General features: G+C 68.7%; 14 protein-coding genes. 4 read left to right on the top strand and 10 right to left on the bottom strand.

Features of this window, described 5'->3' with window-relative positions:
- Positions 1–45 precede the first annotated feature (45 nt).
- The 6 genes from ACFSJG_RS10370 to ACFSJG_RS10345 all read right to left on the bottom strand — a co-directional run bounded on the left by ACFSJG_RS10370 (position 46) and on the right by ACFSJG_RS10345 (position 7,859).
- Positions 46–1,200, bottom strand: coding sequence for a thiolase family protein (locus ACFSJG_RS10370; RefSeq protein ID WP_378485118.1), 1,155 nt, complete (start codon positions 1,198–1,200; stop codon positions 46–48).
- Between the two features lie 55 nt (positions 1,201–1,255).
- On the bottom strand, positions 1,256–2,767 hold the full coding sequence (locus tag ACFSJG_RS10365; RefSeq protein ID WP_378485117.1) for a class I adenylate-forming enzyme family protein: 1,512 nt from the start codon (positions 2,765–2,767) through the stop codon (positions 1,256–1,258).
- A gap of 116 nt (positions 2,768–2,883) precedes the next feature.
- Entirely contained in the window at positions 2,884–4,074 is a 1,191-nt protein-coding gene (locus ACFSJG_RS10360) for an acyl-CoA dehydrogenase family protein (RefSeq protein WP_378485116.1), read from the bottom strand.
- A 54-nt stretch (positions 4,075–4,128) separates the two neighbouring features.
- Entirely contained in the window at positions 4,129–4,911 is a 783-nt protein-coding gene (locus ACFSJG_RS10355) for an enoyl-CoA hydratase/isomerase family protein (RefSeq protein ID WP_378485115.1), read from the bottom strand.
- Between the two features lie 63 nt (positions 4,912–4,974).
- Positions 4,975–6,258 carry an FAS1-like dehydratase domain-containing protein gene (locus ACFSJG_RS10350; protein ID WP_378485114.1) on the bottom strand — a complete coding sequence of 428 codons (1,284 nt, stop codon included), beginning with the start codon at positions 6,256–6,258 and terminating at the stop codon, positions 4,975–4,977.
- A 95-nt stretch (positions 6,259–6,353) separates the two neighbouring features.
- On the bottom strand, positions 6,354–7,859 hold the full coding sequence (locus ACFSJG_RS10345; RefSeq protein WP_378485113.1) for a class I adenylate-forming enzyme family protein: 1,506 nt from the start codon (positions 7,857–7,859) through the stop codon (positions 6,354–6,356).
- Between the two features lie 274 nt (positions 7,860–8,133).
- Between ACFSJG_RS10345 and ACFSJG_RS10340 the strand changes: the two genes are divergently transcribed.
- Together ACFSJG_RS10340 and ACFSJG_RS10335 are read left to right on the top strand one after the other, a co-directional pair.
- A complete protein-coding gene (locus tag ACFSJG_RS10340) occupies positions 8,134–8,892 on the top strand; it encodes an SDR family NAD(P)-dependent oxidoreductase (protein WP_378485112.1) in 759 nt (252 codons plus the stop codon).
- A 16-nt stretch (positions 8,893–8,908) separates the two neighbouring features.
- Positions 8,909–9,802, top strand: coding sequence for an acyl-CoA thioesterase (locus tag ACFSJG_RS10335; RefSeq protein ID WP_378485111.1), 894 nt, complete (start codon positions 8,909–8,911; stop codon positions 9,800–9,802).
- Positions 9,803–9,839: 37 nt separating this feature from the next.
- Here ACFSJG_RS10335 and ACFSJG_RS10330 read toward each other — a convergent pair whose 3' ends face one another.
- Genes ACFSJG_RS10330 through ACFSJG_RS10320 form a run of 3 tightly spaced genes read right to left on the bottom strand, consistent with a single transcriptional unit; the run spans position 9,840 to position 13,969 of the window.
- Positions 9,840–12,134 carry an acyl-CoA dehydrogenase family protein gene (locus ACFSJG_RS10330; protein ID WP_378485110.1) on the bottom strand — a complete coding sequence of 765 codons (2,295 nt, stop codon included), beginning with the start codon at positions 12,132–12,134 and terminating at the stop codon, positions 9,840–9,842.
- 44 nt (positions 12,135–12,178) lie between these two features.
- Positions 12,179–12,964: an enoyl-CoA hydratase-related protein gene (locus ACFSJG_RS10325; RefSeq protein WP_378485109.1), complete on the bottom strand. Its 786-nt coding sequence runs from the start codon at positions 12,962–12,964 to the stop codon at positions 12,179–12,181.
- A 9-nt stretch (positions 12,965–12,973) separates the two neighbouring features.
- On the bottom strand, positions 12,974–13,969 hold the full coding sequence (locus tag ACFSJG_RS10320) for an NAD(P)H-dependent flavin oxidoreductase (protein WP_378485108.1): 996 nt from the start codon (positions 13,967–13,969) through the stop codon (positions 12,974–12,976).
- A gap of 261 nt (positions 13,970–14,230) precedes the next feature.
- On the opposite strand from ACFSJG_RS10320, the gene ACFSJG_RS10315 reads away from it, so the two are divergent.
- Entirely contained in the window at positions 14,231–15,031 is an 801-nt protein-coding gene (locus ACFSJG_RS10315) for a FadR/GntR family transcriptional regulator (RefSeq protein ID WP_378485107.1), read from the top strand.
- A gap of 73 nt (positions 15,032–15,104) precedes the next feature.
- On the opposite strand, the gene ACFSJG_RS10310 is transcribed toward ACFSJG_RS10315, so the two are convergent.
- Positions 15,105–15,644 carry a hypothetical protein gene (locus tag ACFSJG_RS10310; RefSeq protein ID WP_378485106.1) on the bottom strand — a complete coding sequence of 180 codons (540 nt, stop codon included), beginning with the start codon at positions 15,642–15,644 and terminating at the stop codon, positions 15,105–15,107.
- Positions 15,645–15,837: 193 nt separating this feature from the next.
- Here ACFSJG_RS10310 and ACFSJG_RS10305 point away from each other — a divergent pair, with 193 nt between their 5' ends.
- Entirely contained in the window at positions 15,838–16,410 is a 573-nt protein-coding gene (locus ACFSJG_RS10305; RefSeq protein ID WP_378485105.1) for a VOC family protein, read from the top strand.
- Positions 16,411–16,439 lie beyond the last annotated feature (29 nt).

Here is a 16,439-nt window from a genome sequence, read left to right as displayed (position 1 = left end):
GCCTGCGGGCCCGTCGCCCCCTGCCCGACGGGCCCGCAGGCGACCTCAGCTCGTCACGAGCGCCTCGACGATGGTGGCGTTCGCCTGTCCGCCGCCCTCGCACATCGTCTGGAGTCCGTACCGAAGGTTGCCGACGCGCATGTGATGGATCATGTCGGTGAGGATCCGGCCACCCGAACCTCCGAGCGGATGGCCGAGAGCGATTGCGCCACCGTTCGGATTGAGCTTCGCCGGATCGGCGCCGACATCCTTCAACCATGCGAGCGGGACACTCGCGAAGGCCTCGTTGACCTCGAAGACACCGATGTCGTCGAGGGCGAGTCCGGACTTGGCGAGAACCTTCTCCGTGGCGGGGATCGGGGCCGTCAGCATCGCGACGGGGTCGTCACCGACGACGGCAACCGTGTGGATCCGGGCGATCGGTGTCAGTCCGTGGCTCGCCGCCACGTCCTCGCTCATGATCAGGAGCGCCGACGCTCCGTCCGATATCTGGGAGGCGTTGCCGGCGTGGATGACCCCGTCCTCCTTGAACACCGTCTTGAGCTTGCCGAGCGATTCCAGCGACGTTCCACGGCGGATGCCCTCGTCCCGGGAGATCACCGTGCCGTCCGGTGTGGTGACCGGGACGATCTGGGCGTCGAACAGCCCCGCATCCTGGGCGGCGGCGGCCCGCTCGTGTGAGCGCACCGCGAACGTGTCGAGTTCGACTCTGCTCAGTCCCCACTTCTCCGCGATCATCTCGGCACCGATCCCCTGGTTCGGTCGAATGCCGTTGTACCGCTCCATGAAAGCCGGGCTGTAGGGCGATCCCTCGAAGGTTCCGGCGGACCCCATCGGAACCCGCGACATCGATTCGACACCGCCGGCGACGACGACGTCGTAGTGCCCGGCCGCCACGCTCGCCACCGCGAAGTTGAGCGCCTGCTGCGACGATCCACACTGCCTGTCGACGGTGACACCGGGAACGGACTCGGGCCAGCCCGCAGCCAGCACGGAGTTGCGCGCGATGTCGTTGGCCTGATCGCCGACCTGCTGGACGCACCCCCAGACGACGTCCTCCACGATCGACGGGTCGATCCCGGTTCGCTGCACGACGGCGTTCAGCACCACGGCGGACAGGTCGGCGGGATGCACCGTCGCCAGGCCGCCGTTGCGCTTGCCGACGGGGGTGCGGACTGCTTCCACGATGACTGCGGTCATCTCGTGCTCCTTGCTGTTCCGAGTCGTCCCGGAGTGGGCATTGGTTGGAAGGAGGTCAGACCCGCTCGGCTTCGAGCTCTGCGACCAGGTCGAGCAGGCGGCGGCGGTCGACCTTGAGCGACGCACCGCGGGGAAGTTCGTCCACCACGTGGATCGTCACCGGCAACTCGTAGCCGGTGAGCCTTTCGCGGGCGAACGCCTTGAGGTCACTCTCGGTCACCTCCTGCGCGCCGTCCGCGAGTTCGATCACGGCGACCGGCACCTGCCCGAGGCGGTCGTCGGTCCGACCGAAGACACACGCGTCGAGCACGGAGACATGTGCTCGCAGCACATCCGACACGACCTCGGGATGAACCTTGAAGCCGCCCCGGATGATCGCGTCGTCCGCTCGGCCGTCGATGTACAGGAAGCCGTCCTCGTCGAGGTGGGCGAGATCGCTCGTCCGCAGCCACTCGTCGGCGCCTGCACCGGTCTGTCCGGCGCGCACCTCCAGGCGGCCGGTTTCGCCGACCGCGAGCTCCCGTCCGGCGTCGTCGACGGTGCGGAGGTGCACACCGGGAAAGGGTCGTCCGACGCTGCCACGCTTGCGCGTCCACCATTCGAGGTGCAGCGGCTTGGTCCAGCCCGCCACGGCTCCGGAGAACTCGGTGGCGCCGTACACGATCAGCACGGGGATCCCGTACTTCGCGGTGAACTCGTCCGCGAGGTCGGGGCTGACGAAGGCCGTTCCGGCCGTGACGGCACGCAGGCTCGTCAGCTTCTCCGCGGGCACGTCCGCGGAGAGCACGGACCGCATGGCCGCCGGGGGCAGGCTGGCGATCCGTGGTTCGTGTTCGGACACGGCGCGGACCCAGCCGTCGACCGTGAAACGCGGTAGCAGGACGAACGGACGAGCCTCCGTGAGCGCCTGGAGCACGGCCCAGAGGCCACCGATGTGCACCATCGCCAGGACCACCAGCGAGACCCGCCCGGTGAGCGGTTTCCGCTCCGGTCCGGCTGCGCCGGTGTGGCTGTGCACCGCGGACATCGCCAAGTCCAGTTGACGCCAGGTCAACGGCACCCGCTTCGGCGGGCCCGTGGTGCCCGATGTGAACATCTCGACGGCGACGGGGTTCTGCTCGTCGACCGGTGCCCCGCTCGTCGTCGTGCCGCCACACCGCTGATCGACGACCACCCCGTCCACCGCGAATCCCGGGACACCCGCTCCTCGTGCGGCCGAATCGAATTCGCCATCCTGCCACAACGAGTCGGGGGCGATGACGACCTGCGGCATCGCGTTCACCAGATCGCTCGCCACGCGTCCGGCAGGTTGCATCGGATTGAGGGTGACGAGGGTGCGCCCCCTTCCGAGAATCGCCACGAGCGCCGCGACGGACTCCACCCGGTTGCCCAGCACCACCCCGATTCTCGAGCCCTCGCCGCACCCGGCCCGGTCGAGCACGTCGTCGATCCGCTCGGCGAGCAGGCGAATGTCGCCCCAACCGAACCATCGGCCCTCGAACTGGACCATGTTCGCTGCGTCCGGCGCCGACCACAGCGCGCCCAATCCGTCTCTGATTCCCGCCACTGGCCCCTCCGGTTCCCACTGTGAGGCAACTTGATCCGCTGTTCGACGTGGCACAGACCGACGCCGTCGGCGCGCCGTCCACGCATATTCGAAGATAGAGCACATAGTTAACTAGGTCAACGCGGCAGGTGCAGCCCGCGTTCCGCGATGATGTTCCGCATGATCTCCGAGCTACCGCCCGCGATCGTGTAGGCGCGGGCGTACAGGAACTCGTCCTGCCAGCGTCCTCGATCGACGACACCCGTGTCGCCCTCGACGAGAATGCCCGCCTCGCCGCAGAGTTCGAGACCGTAGCGCGCGATGTCGACGCCCAGCTCGCTGAAGAACAGCTTGGCCATCGGACCGTCGTGGACGCGCTCCGACTTCCGCGACCAGCGACTGATGTTCGCGTAGACGAGCGCCGAGAGAGCCTCGACCGACGCGGACAGCTCACCGAGCCGTTCCTGGACCGCGCCGTCCTCGATCGCGGGCCGGCCGTTCCTCGTCACCCGCCCGGCGAGTTCGACGAGCGCGGCCACGTTACGGCGCAACCGCACCGCACTCGTGGCGACGCCGCTTCTTTCGTGCCCGAGACTGGAGTTCGCGATCGACCAGCCCTGGTTGAGCTCACCGATCAGGGCATCCGATCCGAGCGCGACGTCGTCGAGGAACACCTCGTTGAAATCCGACGTCCCCGTCATCTCCCGGAGCGGTCTGACGTCCACACCGGGCAGCGTCATGTCGACGACGAAGGCGCTGATTCCTCGATGCTTCGGTGCGTCCGGATCGGTGCGGGCCAGCAGGTATCCGTAGTCGGACCACTGCCCGTTCGTGGTCCACACCTTCTGCCCCGTCACCCGGAATCCGCCGTCCTCGGTCCGCGTCGCCCGCGTCCGGAGCGAAGCGAGGTCACTTCCCGAGCTCGGTTCACTGAACAGCTGGCAGAAGATCAGCTCCCCCGACCGGATTCCCGGCAGGTACCTCACCTGCTGGTCCTCCGTTCCGTAGTCGATCAGCGCGTGCGCGACAAGGTTCGCCGCGCCCTGGACCGCGGCCGGTGTCCGTGCGCGGGCGAGTTCCTCACCCACGACGACGTCCCGCTCGGCGGAGTGCGCCTCACCTCGGCCACCGAACCGCGCGGGCCAGGAACCACCGATGTACCCGGCCGCGAACAGTTTTCCGGTCCATGCCTTGAGGAGCGCGAGCTCCTCGAGGTTCTCCGCGCTGCGCACGCCCGCCTTCGGTGGGACGTCGGGAGCGTTCGCCGCCACGAACGCGCGGACCTCGGCGCGGAACTCCTCGAGTTCGGCGGTCATCCCGTAGTCCACCTCAGACCCCCTCGTCCCGGCCGTCTCGGCTCCTCGACGCCACGGTGCCGGCACTCATCGGACCTCGTACTTCCGGGTGGGCACCTCGGAACGAACGACCTGCGCCTTCCCGATCGGATTGCCCAGCGAGGTGTAGGACATCCCCGTCGCGAGCGCCTGGGATCGTGTCGCGTCCCTGGACTCCCAGATCGCACGGATACTGCCCTGGATCGCGGCCGGCGGCTTGCAGGCGATCCGGGCCGCCAGTTCCTGCGCCCGCGCCCACAGACGCTCTCGCGGCACGATCTCGCTGACCAGACCGATCTCGTGTGCCCGCTGCGCCGACATCCGTTCGTCGAGACCGAGCAGGACCATCCGCAGGACCTCGCCGATCGGAATCCGGTGCGCGAGCCCGATCGGCTCGAGCGCCGCCACCAGACCGTAGGAGACGTGCGGGTCGAAGAACTGCGCGTCGTCGCTCGCCACGATGATGTCCGCCTCGTTGATCCAGTACAGCGCGCCGCCCGCGACCATCCCGTGCACCGCGCAGACGAGCGGCTTCCAGCACCCGTTCTGCTTGGGCGACAGGTCCGCTCCCGGGTCACGCCTGCTGAAGACGTTCTCGGCGACGTACGTCCCCTCCTTGACGTCCATCCCGGTGCTGAACGCACGGTCACCGCTCGCCCGCAGGACCACGACGTGCACGTCGTCCGTCTCGGCGGCGAAGTCCCACAGCGCCCGGAACTCGCGCCGCATCTCGTTCGTGAACGAGTTCATGCGGTCGGGGCGGTTCAGCGTGACGGTCAGGACGTGGTCGTCCACTTCTGCGATCACCGTGGTCAAGTTGCTGAGGTCCACTGCTCCTCCTGGAACGTGCTCGCGCGTACCCGATACCGATGGCGGTGTCATTCGTCGACCCCGTCAGGATCGACCGGATCGGCGCTTCTCGGCGCGGAGTTCGCCGTGCCTCTTGAGCAACCGCGCGGCGATGCGCTCCCACTCGTCGGGAGCCGTCGGCAGGGCCGCAAGGCCCGAGGCGCGGCTGGGCAGCGACACCGTCGCGGTGGCCGGGCAGGTCACCTCGCCGCGTTGGCTGGTGCCCCGGAACTCCAGGTCGACGAGGTACCGGTCACCCTCCACCCTCTTGCCGGTGACCGCACCGGTGAAGTAGTGGGTGTCACCGAGGTAGTTGAACTTCCGCATCTGGCTGGACATGGTCTCGATCCAGCCCTCGTCGCCGATCCAGTCGGTCAGGTAGTGCGTGAGCCAACAGTCGCGCATCATTCCGTAGTCGTACGCGGCGGGCAGCCCGATCGAGCGCGCGTACCCGCTGTCCCAGTGGATGCGCTGCGCGACGTCCGGCACACCCTGCTCGTTGGGAATGTAGAACGCGGCGATGCGCTCGCGGTTCTTGTGCGCCAGCCGCCCGGCGCAGGGAGTGTACGGGGCGAAACCGTAACCGCCGGAATGGAACACCATCATGTCGGTCGCGGTGAGCGGACCCTTGACCATGTTCCCGAGCGAGTCCCCGACCTCGACGTCCTCCCAGAGTCGGGTCTCCGCACCGCGCGGCTTCTCCGCCGCGTAGAGCTCGTCGATCGCCGCGATGTCCTCGGGCGTGTAGGTGGCCGCCTCGATCGCGTCGTACTTCTTGCGCTTCTTCGACTCGTGTCGCTCGGTGTGGATGGTGAGCACACGCTGTGCCTGCACCACTTCGGCGCGCTGGTTGAACTGGACGTGGACGCGGGTGACGAACAACGAGCGGCCCGCGAACTCGGACTCCTTCAGTTCGACCTTCTCGAACCCGTGGAAGGCGTACACGGTGTCTCCGTCGAACACCGGTCGGTACCAGTCGGTCGTGCTGCCGGAGACGAAGACATGGATGCCGCGGAACGCCGGCCGGCGGTGCTCACGCGGCATGGGGTCGGTCAACAGTTCTTGGCGCAACGCGATGTTGAACATCGGCGGGACGATCTGCCCGCCCCAGCGCGTGTCCTGGGCGTAGTCCTCGTCGACGAACAGCGGGTTGTCGTCGCCGTAGGAGCGGGCGAAGTTCCGGATGAAGTCCGGTGTCGCGCGGCTGAACTGCTCGCGCTGGGTGACCCCGTGATAGATGCCGACGATGTCCCGCGCCCGCTGGATGTCGGTCTCGAGGAACTCGTAGATCTCGGTGTCGGACTGGTCCTTCTCCGCCGTGCTCGTCATGGTTGCCTCCGGGGTCGAGAATCGGTTGGGGGTCGGGGTTCCGACACCCGCCTCCCGATCGGGTCGAATGTCGTTGTGTCCGTGCGGTCGGCCGGTCAGACCGCGGCGGCGTCCTCGATGATCCGGTCGACGACGTGGCGGCGCACCAGCTTGCCCGTCTCGGTGCGCGGCAGGTCGTCCCAGTAGAGGATGCGTTCGGGTGTCTTGCTGCTGCGCAAGGCGCTGCGAACGAAGGATCGCAACTCCTCGGCCTCCACCCGTTCCCCCGGACGCAGCACGACCGCCGCCTCGATCCGCTGACCCCACTCCTCGTCCGGCAGGCCGACGACGGCCACGTCCGACACCGCCGGATGACGGAGGATCACGTCCTCGATCTCCGCCGGCGCGATGTTCTCCGCACCGCGGATGATCGTGTCGTCCACCCGGCCTCCGACGAAGAGATAGCCCTCCTCGTCGAGAAATCCCTTGTCACGAGTGTCGAAGAAGCCATGGTCGTCGACCACGCGTCCGACGCCTGCGTACTCCGCCGAGACCTGCGGGCCTGCGACACAGATGCGGCCGACCTCACCCGGCCCGAGCACGGAGTCGTTCTCGTCCCGGATCTCGATCTGCACCCCGGGCACGGGGATCCCGACGGAGCCGAGGCGCGCACGTACCCGGGCGTCGTCCGAGGCGATCGCGGCCCGGTGTTCGTCGGGACCGAGTACCGCGACGGTCGAACTCGTCTCCGTCAGTCCGTAGGCGTTGACGAATCCGACCTCCGGCCACAGGTGCAGCGCCCGCTCCACGACTCGACCGGGCATGGGCGCGCCGCCGTAGGCGAGAGCGCGCAGTGTCGGCGTCGACTTGTCCGCGGGCGAGTCGATGATCCGCGCGAGCATGGTCGGAACGACGAGGGCGTTCGTGACGCCCTGGTCGCGGACCGTGTCGAGCCACTGCTCGGGAGTGAACTGTTCGAGGACCATGGTGCGTCGTCCCGCGTAGAGGTTGGTGATCACATTGGCCACCGCGGCGATGTGGTACGGCGGAACGCTGACCAGGGCGGCATCCTCCTCGCCTGCGGCGGCGAACTCCACGGAGCCGAGGACGTAGGACGTCAGGTTCTCGTGCCGGAGCAGGACCCCCTTCGGTGCGGACGTCGTACCGGACGTGTAGATCACGACGGCGGCGCCCTCGTCGTCGAGGACGGTGTCCGCACTCGCCTCCGTGACAACGGAATTCGACAGCGTGTCGAGCCACCGGCCGGGTGTGGTCGACTCCAGGCCTGCGTGCTCGAGCACCTCCGCCTGACCCGGGTCCGCGAGAGCGAGAGCCCGGGGATGGTGTGCGAGGAGCGCGTCGAGTTGCTCACGGCCCAACCGGTAGTTGACCGGCACCAGGGGCACACCGGCACGGGCCGCCGCGAACATCGCGACCGGGAAGGCCGGCCCGTTCACCGCCAGGTACACGACCGCATCCGCACCTGCGTCGCGGACCGCCTCCGCACCGGCGACGGCGAGTTCCTTCAGCCGGCGCGCGGTGATGCCCGATTCACGGGTGCCGATGACCACGCGGTCGCCGAATCCGTCGGACGCCATGTCCAGCAGCATCGAGATGTTCATCCACACTCCACTCGTCGTCCGGGACCGAGAACGTTCCGTTCGAGGCCGGCGGCACCCGGCCGCCTCCGTCGCAGGAACGGCGCCGCCGATCACGGGCCGGCCTCCGACCCGTCTCGGTACAGAGCACTGCGTGCCCCGGCGCCTCGTCAACGTCGCATTCCCTTCAGCGGAATGGGCCGCGCCGACGCTTTCGATCCCGAGGGTAGCGTTCATGACTTAGTTAAGATAGTACTATAAGTGAGCTGCACGGAATCTCGACGACCGAAGGACGGACATGAACCTCACCGGCAAGAAGGCCGTCGTCGTCGGCGGCGCCTCGGGCATGGGCCGCGCCACCGCCGAGGCTCTCGCCGCGGGAGGCGCCCACGTCGCGATCCTCGACCGCGAGGGCAGCGCGGGCAAGGACGTCGCGACCGAGATCGGCGCGATCTTCCACCCTCTCGACATCACCGATCACGAAGGCGCAGAGCAGGTTCTCGCCGCAGCAGTCGGCGACCTCGGCGGTCTGCACGTCGCGGTCAACACCGCGGGCGGCGGAACCGTGAAGAAGACCCTCGGACGCAGCGGCCCCCACGACCTCGAGAGCTTCCAGAAGGTCGTCGACCTCAACCTGGTTTCGACCTTCAATCTGAATCGTCTGCAGGCCCTGCACATGTCACACAACGAACCCGAGGACGACGAGCGTGGCGTCATCGTCAACACGTCATCGATCGCGGCGTTCGAGGGCCAGATCGGCCAGGTCGCCTACAGCGCCGCCAAGGCAGGTATCGCCGCCATGGCTCTGGTCATGGCTCGCGACCTCGGCCCGTTGGGAATTCGCGTGCTGGCAATCGCCCCGAGCCTGTTCGCGACCGGCGCCACCGCCAAGTTCACCGACGAGCAGGTGGCGCCGCTCGTCGAGGACGCCGCCTTCCCGAAGCGCATGGGCCGTCCGGAGGAGTTCGCCAAGCTCGCGCTCGCGATCGTCGACAACGCGATGCTCAACGGGCAGGCGCTGCGCCTCGACGCCGGGCAGCGGTTCGCCCCGCGCTGATCGCGATCGCCCTCCCGTGACCGCCCTTCCCCTCGGAGCCGATCCACTGGCATCGCTCGCGCGGCCTCCGGTGGCAGCGATCCTCACCCTGGAGCAGGTCGACGCGGACGTGTTCCGCGGCCTGTCGCACACGCGGGCACGCAGGACCTACGGCGGGCAGACGCTCGGGCAGGCGCTCGTCGCGGCAGGTCTGACGGTCGAGCGCGCACACCGTCCCCATTCGCTGCACGGGCATTTCGTCCACCCCGGCCGCTCCGACCTGCCCGTCGACTACGTCGTGGATCGGGTCCGGGACGGCGGCAGCTTCACCACGCGCCACGTCCGTGCGATCCAACGAGAACGCACGGTCCTCCTCGCCACCGTGTCGTTCCAGCGTGACGAGGACGGATTGACCCATCAGGACATGGCGCCGACGCCCTGCCCGCCGCCCGAGGCGCTCCCCCGCTTCGAGGACAGCGTCGCTGCCGATGCGAGCGACCACGAGTGGCGGCGACTGCTGCTGTCCAATGTCGGAGTCGAGTTCCGGTTCCCCGAGGAGTACCCCCGCCTGGCCGGCCGCCGGGGGACGAAACTGCCTCCCCGGCAGCGCGCCTGGATCCGCACACCCGACCGACTCGGAGACGAATCACTCGTCCATGCAGCGGGATTCACGTACTGCTCCGACCTGTTCCTGCTCTCGGCCGCGCTGCCGCCACACGGGCGGCACATCGACACCCCCGGGCTGAAGCTGGCCAGTCTGGACCACACGGTGTGGCTGCACCGCACGTTTCGCGCGGACGAGTGGCATCTGTACGAGCAGCACGGGTACTGGATGGGCGGCGGCCGCGGCATCAGCCGAGGTCACCTCTACGACCGGGACGGAACCCTGGTCGCCAGCACCGCGCAGGAAGGACTGCTGAGGTTCCGCTGACGGCACGTCGACACAGGTCCTACGGTGCCACCGCGGTTCACCCGATGTGTTCGAGCATCGCGGTCACCGCGCGGGCCCGCATGGCATCAGGCCGACCGAGCCACGCCTCGTTGGCCACGGCTCTGCGCAGCAGCAGATGGGCCGGATGCTCCCAGGTGAAGCCGATACCGCCGTGCACCTGAATGCACGCCTCACTCGCCCGCACGGCCGTGGCCAGCGCCTCGGCGGCCGCCAGATCCGCCGAGACGAGCACATCCGGATCCGCGGCATCGCGATCCGCCGCCGCGAGCACCTGGCCCCGAGCCCCCTCCGCACCGACGAGCAGGTCCGCGCACTTGTGGGAAATCGCCTGGTAGGACCCGATCACGTGCCCGAACTGCTCGCGTTCGCCCGCCCATTCGACGGCGAGGGCGAGCGCCCGGTTGGCGACACCCACGGAATCGGCGGCGACGAGCAACTGTGCCACCGGCCGGGACGATTCGAGAACCTCCCGGACCGCGGCACCCGACGCGATCACCGTCGCCGGTGCCGCGTCCAGGTGGACGATTCCCACTGTCGCTGTGATGTCGATCGACTCCTGCGCGGTGATCGAGACGTCCTCCGGGGTCACGGTCGCCAGCACCGGATCACCGGTTCCGGCGTCGGTGCCGAGCACCACCAGGACATCCGCGACGGGCGCGCCCGCGACCCGCTCGACGACACCGGTCACCGTGCCCGACCGGTACGTGGGCAGCACCGCGTCGCGGTCCCACCCGCGGTCGTCGACAGGTACGACGAATACCGCAGTGGCGCCGTCGATCACGGCTTCGGCCGCCGACACGGCACCGGCCGCGACGAGGATCTCGAGTGCGATCGCGGTGGGCACCAGCGGAACGGGCGCGAGGTGGAAAGCGGCCTCCTCGACTGCCGCGCAGAGCAGCCGCAGGGGCGCGCCTCCACCCCCGAGCCGTTCGGGCGCAGCCAGTCCGGGCAACCCGAACCTGACCAGTTCCTCCCAGAGACCGACGTCGTAACCGTCCGCTTCGCCCGCCCGGGCGAGAAGCTTCGCGGTGTCGACGTACGAGGACACCGCCGATCCGACCACCTCGCGCACCGCCGCTTCGTCCGCCTCGGGTGGTGCGAGCGGCCGACCCGGGACCACGGCCGGAGCGCGCCTGCCCTCACCTCGATGCGAGGGGAGTCCGAGCACAGTCTCGGCGATCGTGTTCCGCTGGATCTCGGCGGTGCCCGCACCGATGGTGGTGGCCCGCGACATCAGGTAGCCGTACGTCCAGCGGCCACAGTCGACGACACCCTCGGTCCGAGCGCCCAGAACCGCGGCGTTCCCGGTCAACCGGAGGGCGAGCCTGTGCAGGTTCTGTTCGAACTCGGACTTGACGAGGCGGTTGACCGAGGCCACCCCACCGGGATCCTCGCCGCGCAGGACGGCGTCGAGCGCGCGGGCACTGTTCGCCGTGATGCACCGCACCGACGTCTCGAGCCGTGCGATCTCCTGGCCGATCAGTGGGTCACGCGCGTATCCGCGCTCGACTGCGAGCCGCACGACCTTGTCCAGGGTCCCGCGGTAGCGGAACTCGTCGGCGAGGAAGGCGGTCGCACGCTCGTGCCCGAGGGACGTCCGCATGATGGACCAGCCCTCGCCCTCCTCGCCGAGGCGATTCGCCACCGGCACCTCGACGTCGTCGAAGAAGACCTCCGCGAAATGGTGACCACCCGCCGCGTCGCGCAGGGGCCGGACCTCGATGCCCGGAGTGTCCATCGGGATCAGCAGGTACGTGATCCCCGCGGTCCCCCGACCGGCCGGTCCCGTCCGGACCAACGCGAACATCCAGTCGGCGCGGTCAGCTCGGGTCGTCCAGATCTTCTGGCCCGACACCCGGTAGACGTCACCGTCCCGCACCGCGCGAGTCGACAGCGATGCGAGGTCGCTGCCGGCTCCCGGCTCGGAGAACCCCTGGCACCAGAACTCGTCGGCCCGGAGGAGCGGCTCGAGGAACCGGTCCCTCTGCTCCTGGGTGCCGTGCACGACGATCGTCGGAGCCACGATGAAGGACATGCTGCACGGATGCTTCGGCGCACCCGCCTCCGACACCATTCGGTAGTAGTCGAGCTGGTCCTCGAGCGAAAGTTCCATGCCACCGGCCGCCGCCGGCCACCCCGGCGCCGCCAGACCCGCATCGACCAGCTCGGACTGCCAGGCGACGGCCGCGGCGGCGCGATCCTTCGACGTGGCGGGCCGAGGGCGCGCGCGATGGTCGTCGAGCAACGTGGACAGCCGGGACCGCCAGTCCCGAGTGCGGGCGTCGAGCACGGCCGTGGACGACTCGTCCACACGCCACCTCCTGGGTCGGTTCGGTACGGAGACGAACTCCAGTGTCAGTTCTTCGGGCCGCGCCGGTCGCCGAAACGCGCGCCGACGTCGCCACCGTTCGACCGGAACGTCACCGCGGCCTCGGCCTCCAGGCTCAGGGCGTGTGAGAGTGACGCCCCCGCGCCTTCCTTGAGCAGCCGGAGCATCCGCTGGATCGCCGCGGGATGACCGTCCGCGATCCGGCGGGCGATCTCGAGGGTGCGAGCCATCAGGGCTTCGTGCGGAACGACCTCGTTGGCCAGCCCGATGCGCGCCGCGGTCTCGCCGTCGATCGGTTCGCCGCTGAGGACGAACTGGATCGCGGCGGGCAGCCCGACCATCCGCGGCAGCATCGCGCTGCCACCCCAGCCGTTCAACAGTCCGAGTTGCGCGTGTGTGTCGGCGAATTCGGCGCGTTCCGAGGCGATGACGAACGAACAGTTCACGGCGAACTCGTAGCCGCCGGTGTAGCACGGCCCGTTCACGGCGGCGATCACCGGTTTGGTGATGCCCCGCACTACCTGGGTGGGCGTCGGGCCCTCGGTCCGAGGCGACGGTCCCGAAAGAGCCTCCGGCAGATCGACTCCCGCGGAGAAGGACGTCCCTGCGCCGGTGACGACCACGACGCGGACGCCGTCGTCGGCGTCCGCTCGCCACAGTTCCTTCTTGATCGCCTTGCGCATCGCCCGGTTGATCGCGTTGCGCCGGTCGGGGCGGTTGAGGGTGAGAATCGTGACGAACCCGTCGCGCTCCACGAGCAACGGCGGCCGGTCCTGGTCGTCCGGAGTGGCGTCGACAGCCGTCTCGGTCATCGTCCGCCCTCAGACCACGGAGGCGGGCGCAGGTACGTCGACAGCCTCGGGGCCGAGACCGCGCAGCCGCTCCTCTGCCTCGGCCGCGGTGCGCCGAACGACCTCTCCTGCGGTGGGAATGTCCCGGATCAGACCCTGGACGACGCCGACCGTCCAGATGCCGAACTCGGGGTCACCCTCCTCGTACACCTTGCGTCCCCGGCTACCGGCGACGAGATCCTTGACGTCCTTGAACCGGCCGCCCTTGTTCAGGATGTCGACGACCTCCTCGCTGACGGCGTTGCGGGAGGCACGCATCGTGTTCCGGAGCTGACGGAAGATCAGCTGGGTGTCCAGCTCCGAGGCCCCGACGATCTGCTTCTTGATGTTCTCGTGGATCGGGCTCTCCTGCGTACACATGAACCTCGTGCCCATGTTGATCCCGTCCGCACCGAGCGCGAGGGCCGCCGCGAGTCCACGGCCGTCCGCGAATCCCCCGGACGCGACGAACGGAATGGTGAGCGCGTCCGCGGCGGCCGGAATGAGAACGAGGCCCGGTACGTCGTCCTCCCCGGGGTGCCCGGCACATTCGAATCCGTCGATGCTGACGGCGTCGACGCCGATCCGCTCGGCCTTGAGTGCGTGACGGACACTCGTGCACTTGTGAATGACCTTGATGCCGTGCTCTTTCAGGTGCTCGACGTGCACGGTGGGATCCGATCCCGCGGTCTCGACGATGGTGACCCCGGACTCGATGATCACCTGTCGGTACTCGGCGTAGGGCGGCGGGTCGATGGACAGGGTCAGCGTCAGGTTCACCCCGAACGGCTTGTCAGTGAGTTCACGGCACCGCTCGATCTCCCGAGCGAGAGCATCGGGGGTCGGCTGGGTCAGTGCCGTGATGATGCCGAGGCCGCCGGCGTTCGACACCGCGGCCGCAAGCTCTGCCCGTCCGACCCACATCATTCCGCCCTGCACGATCGGGTGTTCGACTCCGAACTCCTCGGTGAAGCGTGTCTTCAACATGTGCTGCTCCTGGATGCGTCCAGACGGGACGCGCCGACGGTCGACCGGATTATGAGTCCAACGAAGCTAACATAGTTTACTACGTAGATGAAGCGCTATCCTGAGACCCGGAACCGTCCGTGACGCACTCCGACCACCTGCTGCGCACCCCACGCGTTGCAGACGTCCGGACACGCCCTCACGGACAGCGAGGCAACAACAGCCGTCGGGTGCTTTACTGAGTACTCGAAGTCACACTTGAAAGCGAAGGTGTACGGACACATGACCGAGGACGCCACTGTCAGGCCCGTCTTCGAGCAGCGCCCACTCTCGGGGCGGGCGATCCGCACCCCGAAGACGGCCGAACTTGTCGCTCTCAAGCTCCGCCGGATGATCGTCGACGGCGACCTGAAGGACGGCGATCACCTCCCCCACGAGGCCGAGCTCATGGAGCACTTCGCCGTCAGCCGGCCGACGCTGCGGGAAGCCGTTCGTGTGCTCGAGGCCGAACGGCTCGTCGAGGTCCGCCGTGGCTCCCGCTCCGGCGCCCGAGTGTGCGTGCCCGGACCCGAGGTGGTGGCACGACCCGCATCGCTCCTGCTGGAACTCTCGGGCGCCACCGTCGCCGACGTCTTCGTCGCCCGGGAGGCCATCGAGCCCGCCGCCGCTCGCATCCTCGCGGAGTCCGGCACCGAGGAGGACTTCGACGAACTGGAACGGCTGCTGGACGAGGAGGTCCCCGCCGCCTACGCAGCGGGCGATTTCGGGCCCGCGGCCGCTCAGTTCCACCTGCGGATGGTCCAGCTGTCCGGGAACGCGACCCTGGCCCTGATCGCCGGCATGCTGCACGAGATCTTCGAACAGCACACGACGAACGTGGCGCGAGGCCGCGTCGCCAAGGACGCCACCGCCGCGAAGGACCGCTACCGCCTGTTCGTCCGATCGCTGCGCAAACTGATCAAACTGCTCCGCGAACGCGACGGCGACGGCGCCTACGCCCACTGGCACAAGCACATGGAGACGGCCCGGGCGATGACGCTGGCCGGCCACGAGACGACCCAGGTTCGCGACATCCTCGACTGACAGCGGGTCCGGGCCTTCGAGTGCATCGGGGGCCCGGGCTGCGCGACCCCGAGCCGTGGGTTCGGCGAACGGGTTACGGTTCGATCGGCCGTGCCACCCACCCGGCGGCCCGGCGCTCGTACTCCTGGAACGCGACCAGCGCACGCGCAACGACGATTTCGACCAGTTCTGGTTCGGTGTCCAGGGACAGTTGCATCACCACGTGATGCGGCCCCTCGGACGGCAGCAGCGCGTCCGCCAACTCCCGGTCGATCAGGCCCGCCGCGATCGCGGCGTCGCACGACTTCTCGAAGCTCCCCGACGTCCTTCCCCGCCCGCTCACGTGGCAGTTGACGTCGAACACCATGTCCATCAGGTTCGCGAGCACCCGCTCGATCACCAGACCCGCGGTCGAATTCCGTTCCAGGAGTTCGGCGTCCACCGGAACGATCCCCTCCAGCTGGAGCAGCGCGCGCCGCATCGTGGTCAGGACGTGGACCACACGCTCGGTGTCGGAGCGACTGAACGCCTCCCGGCTCGACCGCGCGGCGAGGTCGGAGAGCACGATCCCCGAGGCGGTCGCGGCCGACACCGCATCGGGCTTCCCGCGCGGTACCGCGTTCAGGGCGTTCACTCCCCCATCGTGAACGGAACCACCGCGCCGGTCAACACTCGGGACGCTCGGATCCGAATCCCATTCCGCCAGGTGGCATGAGCGTTGGACCCGACGGGTTCGGCGGGACGACAGTGGGACCGTCGTGGAGCCGGCGACCGAGTGTCGCTGCGCCGTCCACCGTCGTACCCACCGCAGAGGACGAGGATTCATCGTGAAGTCGTTGAGCGACCTGATGCGCAACTTCATGCAACTGGGATATGTGACAGAGGATCTCGACGCAGCCGTGGACTTCCTGGAGTCGACACTCGGAACCGTCCAGTGCGTCAAGCACTATCGGTCGTCCCTCGGTCGCCCGACAACCGGGCCCGGCGTCGCAGACCCGCTCGCCGGCGGCCCGCGACTCGACGGGTCGCATGTCGTCGTCGACGGTTCGCTCGCAGCGGAGTGGGTGATCGACGTGGCACTCGTCAACGCCGGCCCCACCAACATCGAGATCATCCGTCCGGTGAGCGGATCGGTGGAGCTCTACCGCAGTCGGCTGCGCCCGGACGTCCCGGCCACGTTCCACCACCTGGGGTTCCGGGTGGGCGACTTCGACGAGGTGGACGCGCTGGTCCAGCGCAGCGGTCGCACCTGGGCGCAGTACGGCGCCAGCGGAGGTATGCGATTCGGCTACCTCGACCTGTCCGCCGAGCTCGGGCACTTCGTGGAGGTGATGGAACTCGACGAGGGCTCCGAACGCATGTTCTCGAACCTGGAAGCCGCCTCCGACGCGATCGACTGATCGTCGCCGGAGGCCCCGTGACCGACGAA

Origin of the sequence: Rhodococcus gannanensis (genome assembly GCF_042681175.1) — a bacterium.
In the GTDB taxonomy this organism is placed as follows: Bacteria; Actinomycetota; Actinomycetes; order Mycobacteriales; family Mycobacteriaceae; genus Rhodococcus_G; species Rhodococcus_G gannanensis.
Note: the sequence above shows the minus strand (reverse complement) of the source record. Positions and strands in the feature narration are given on the sequence as shown.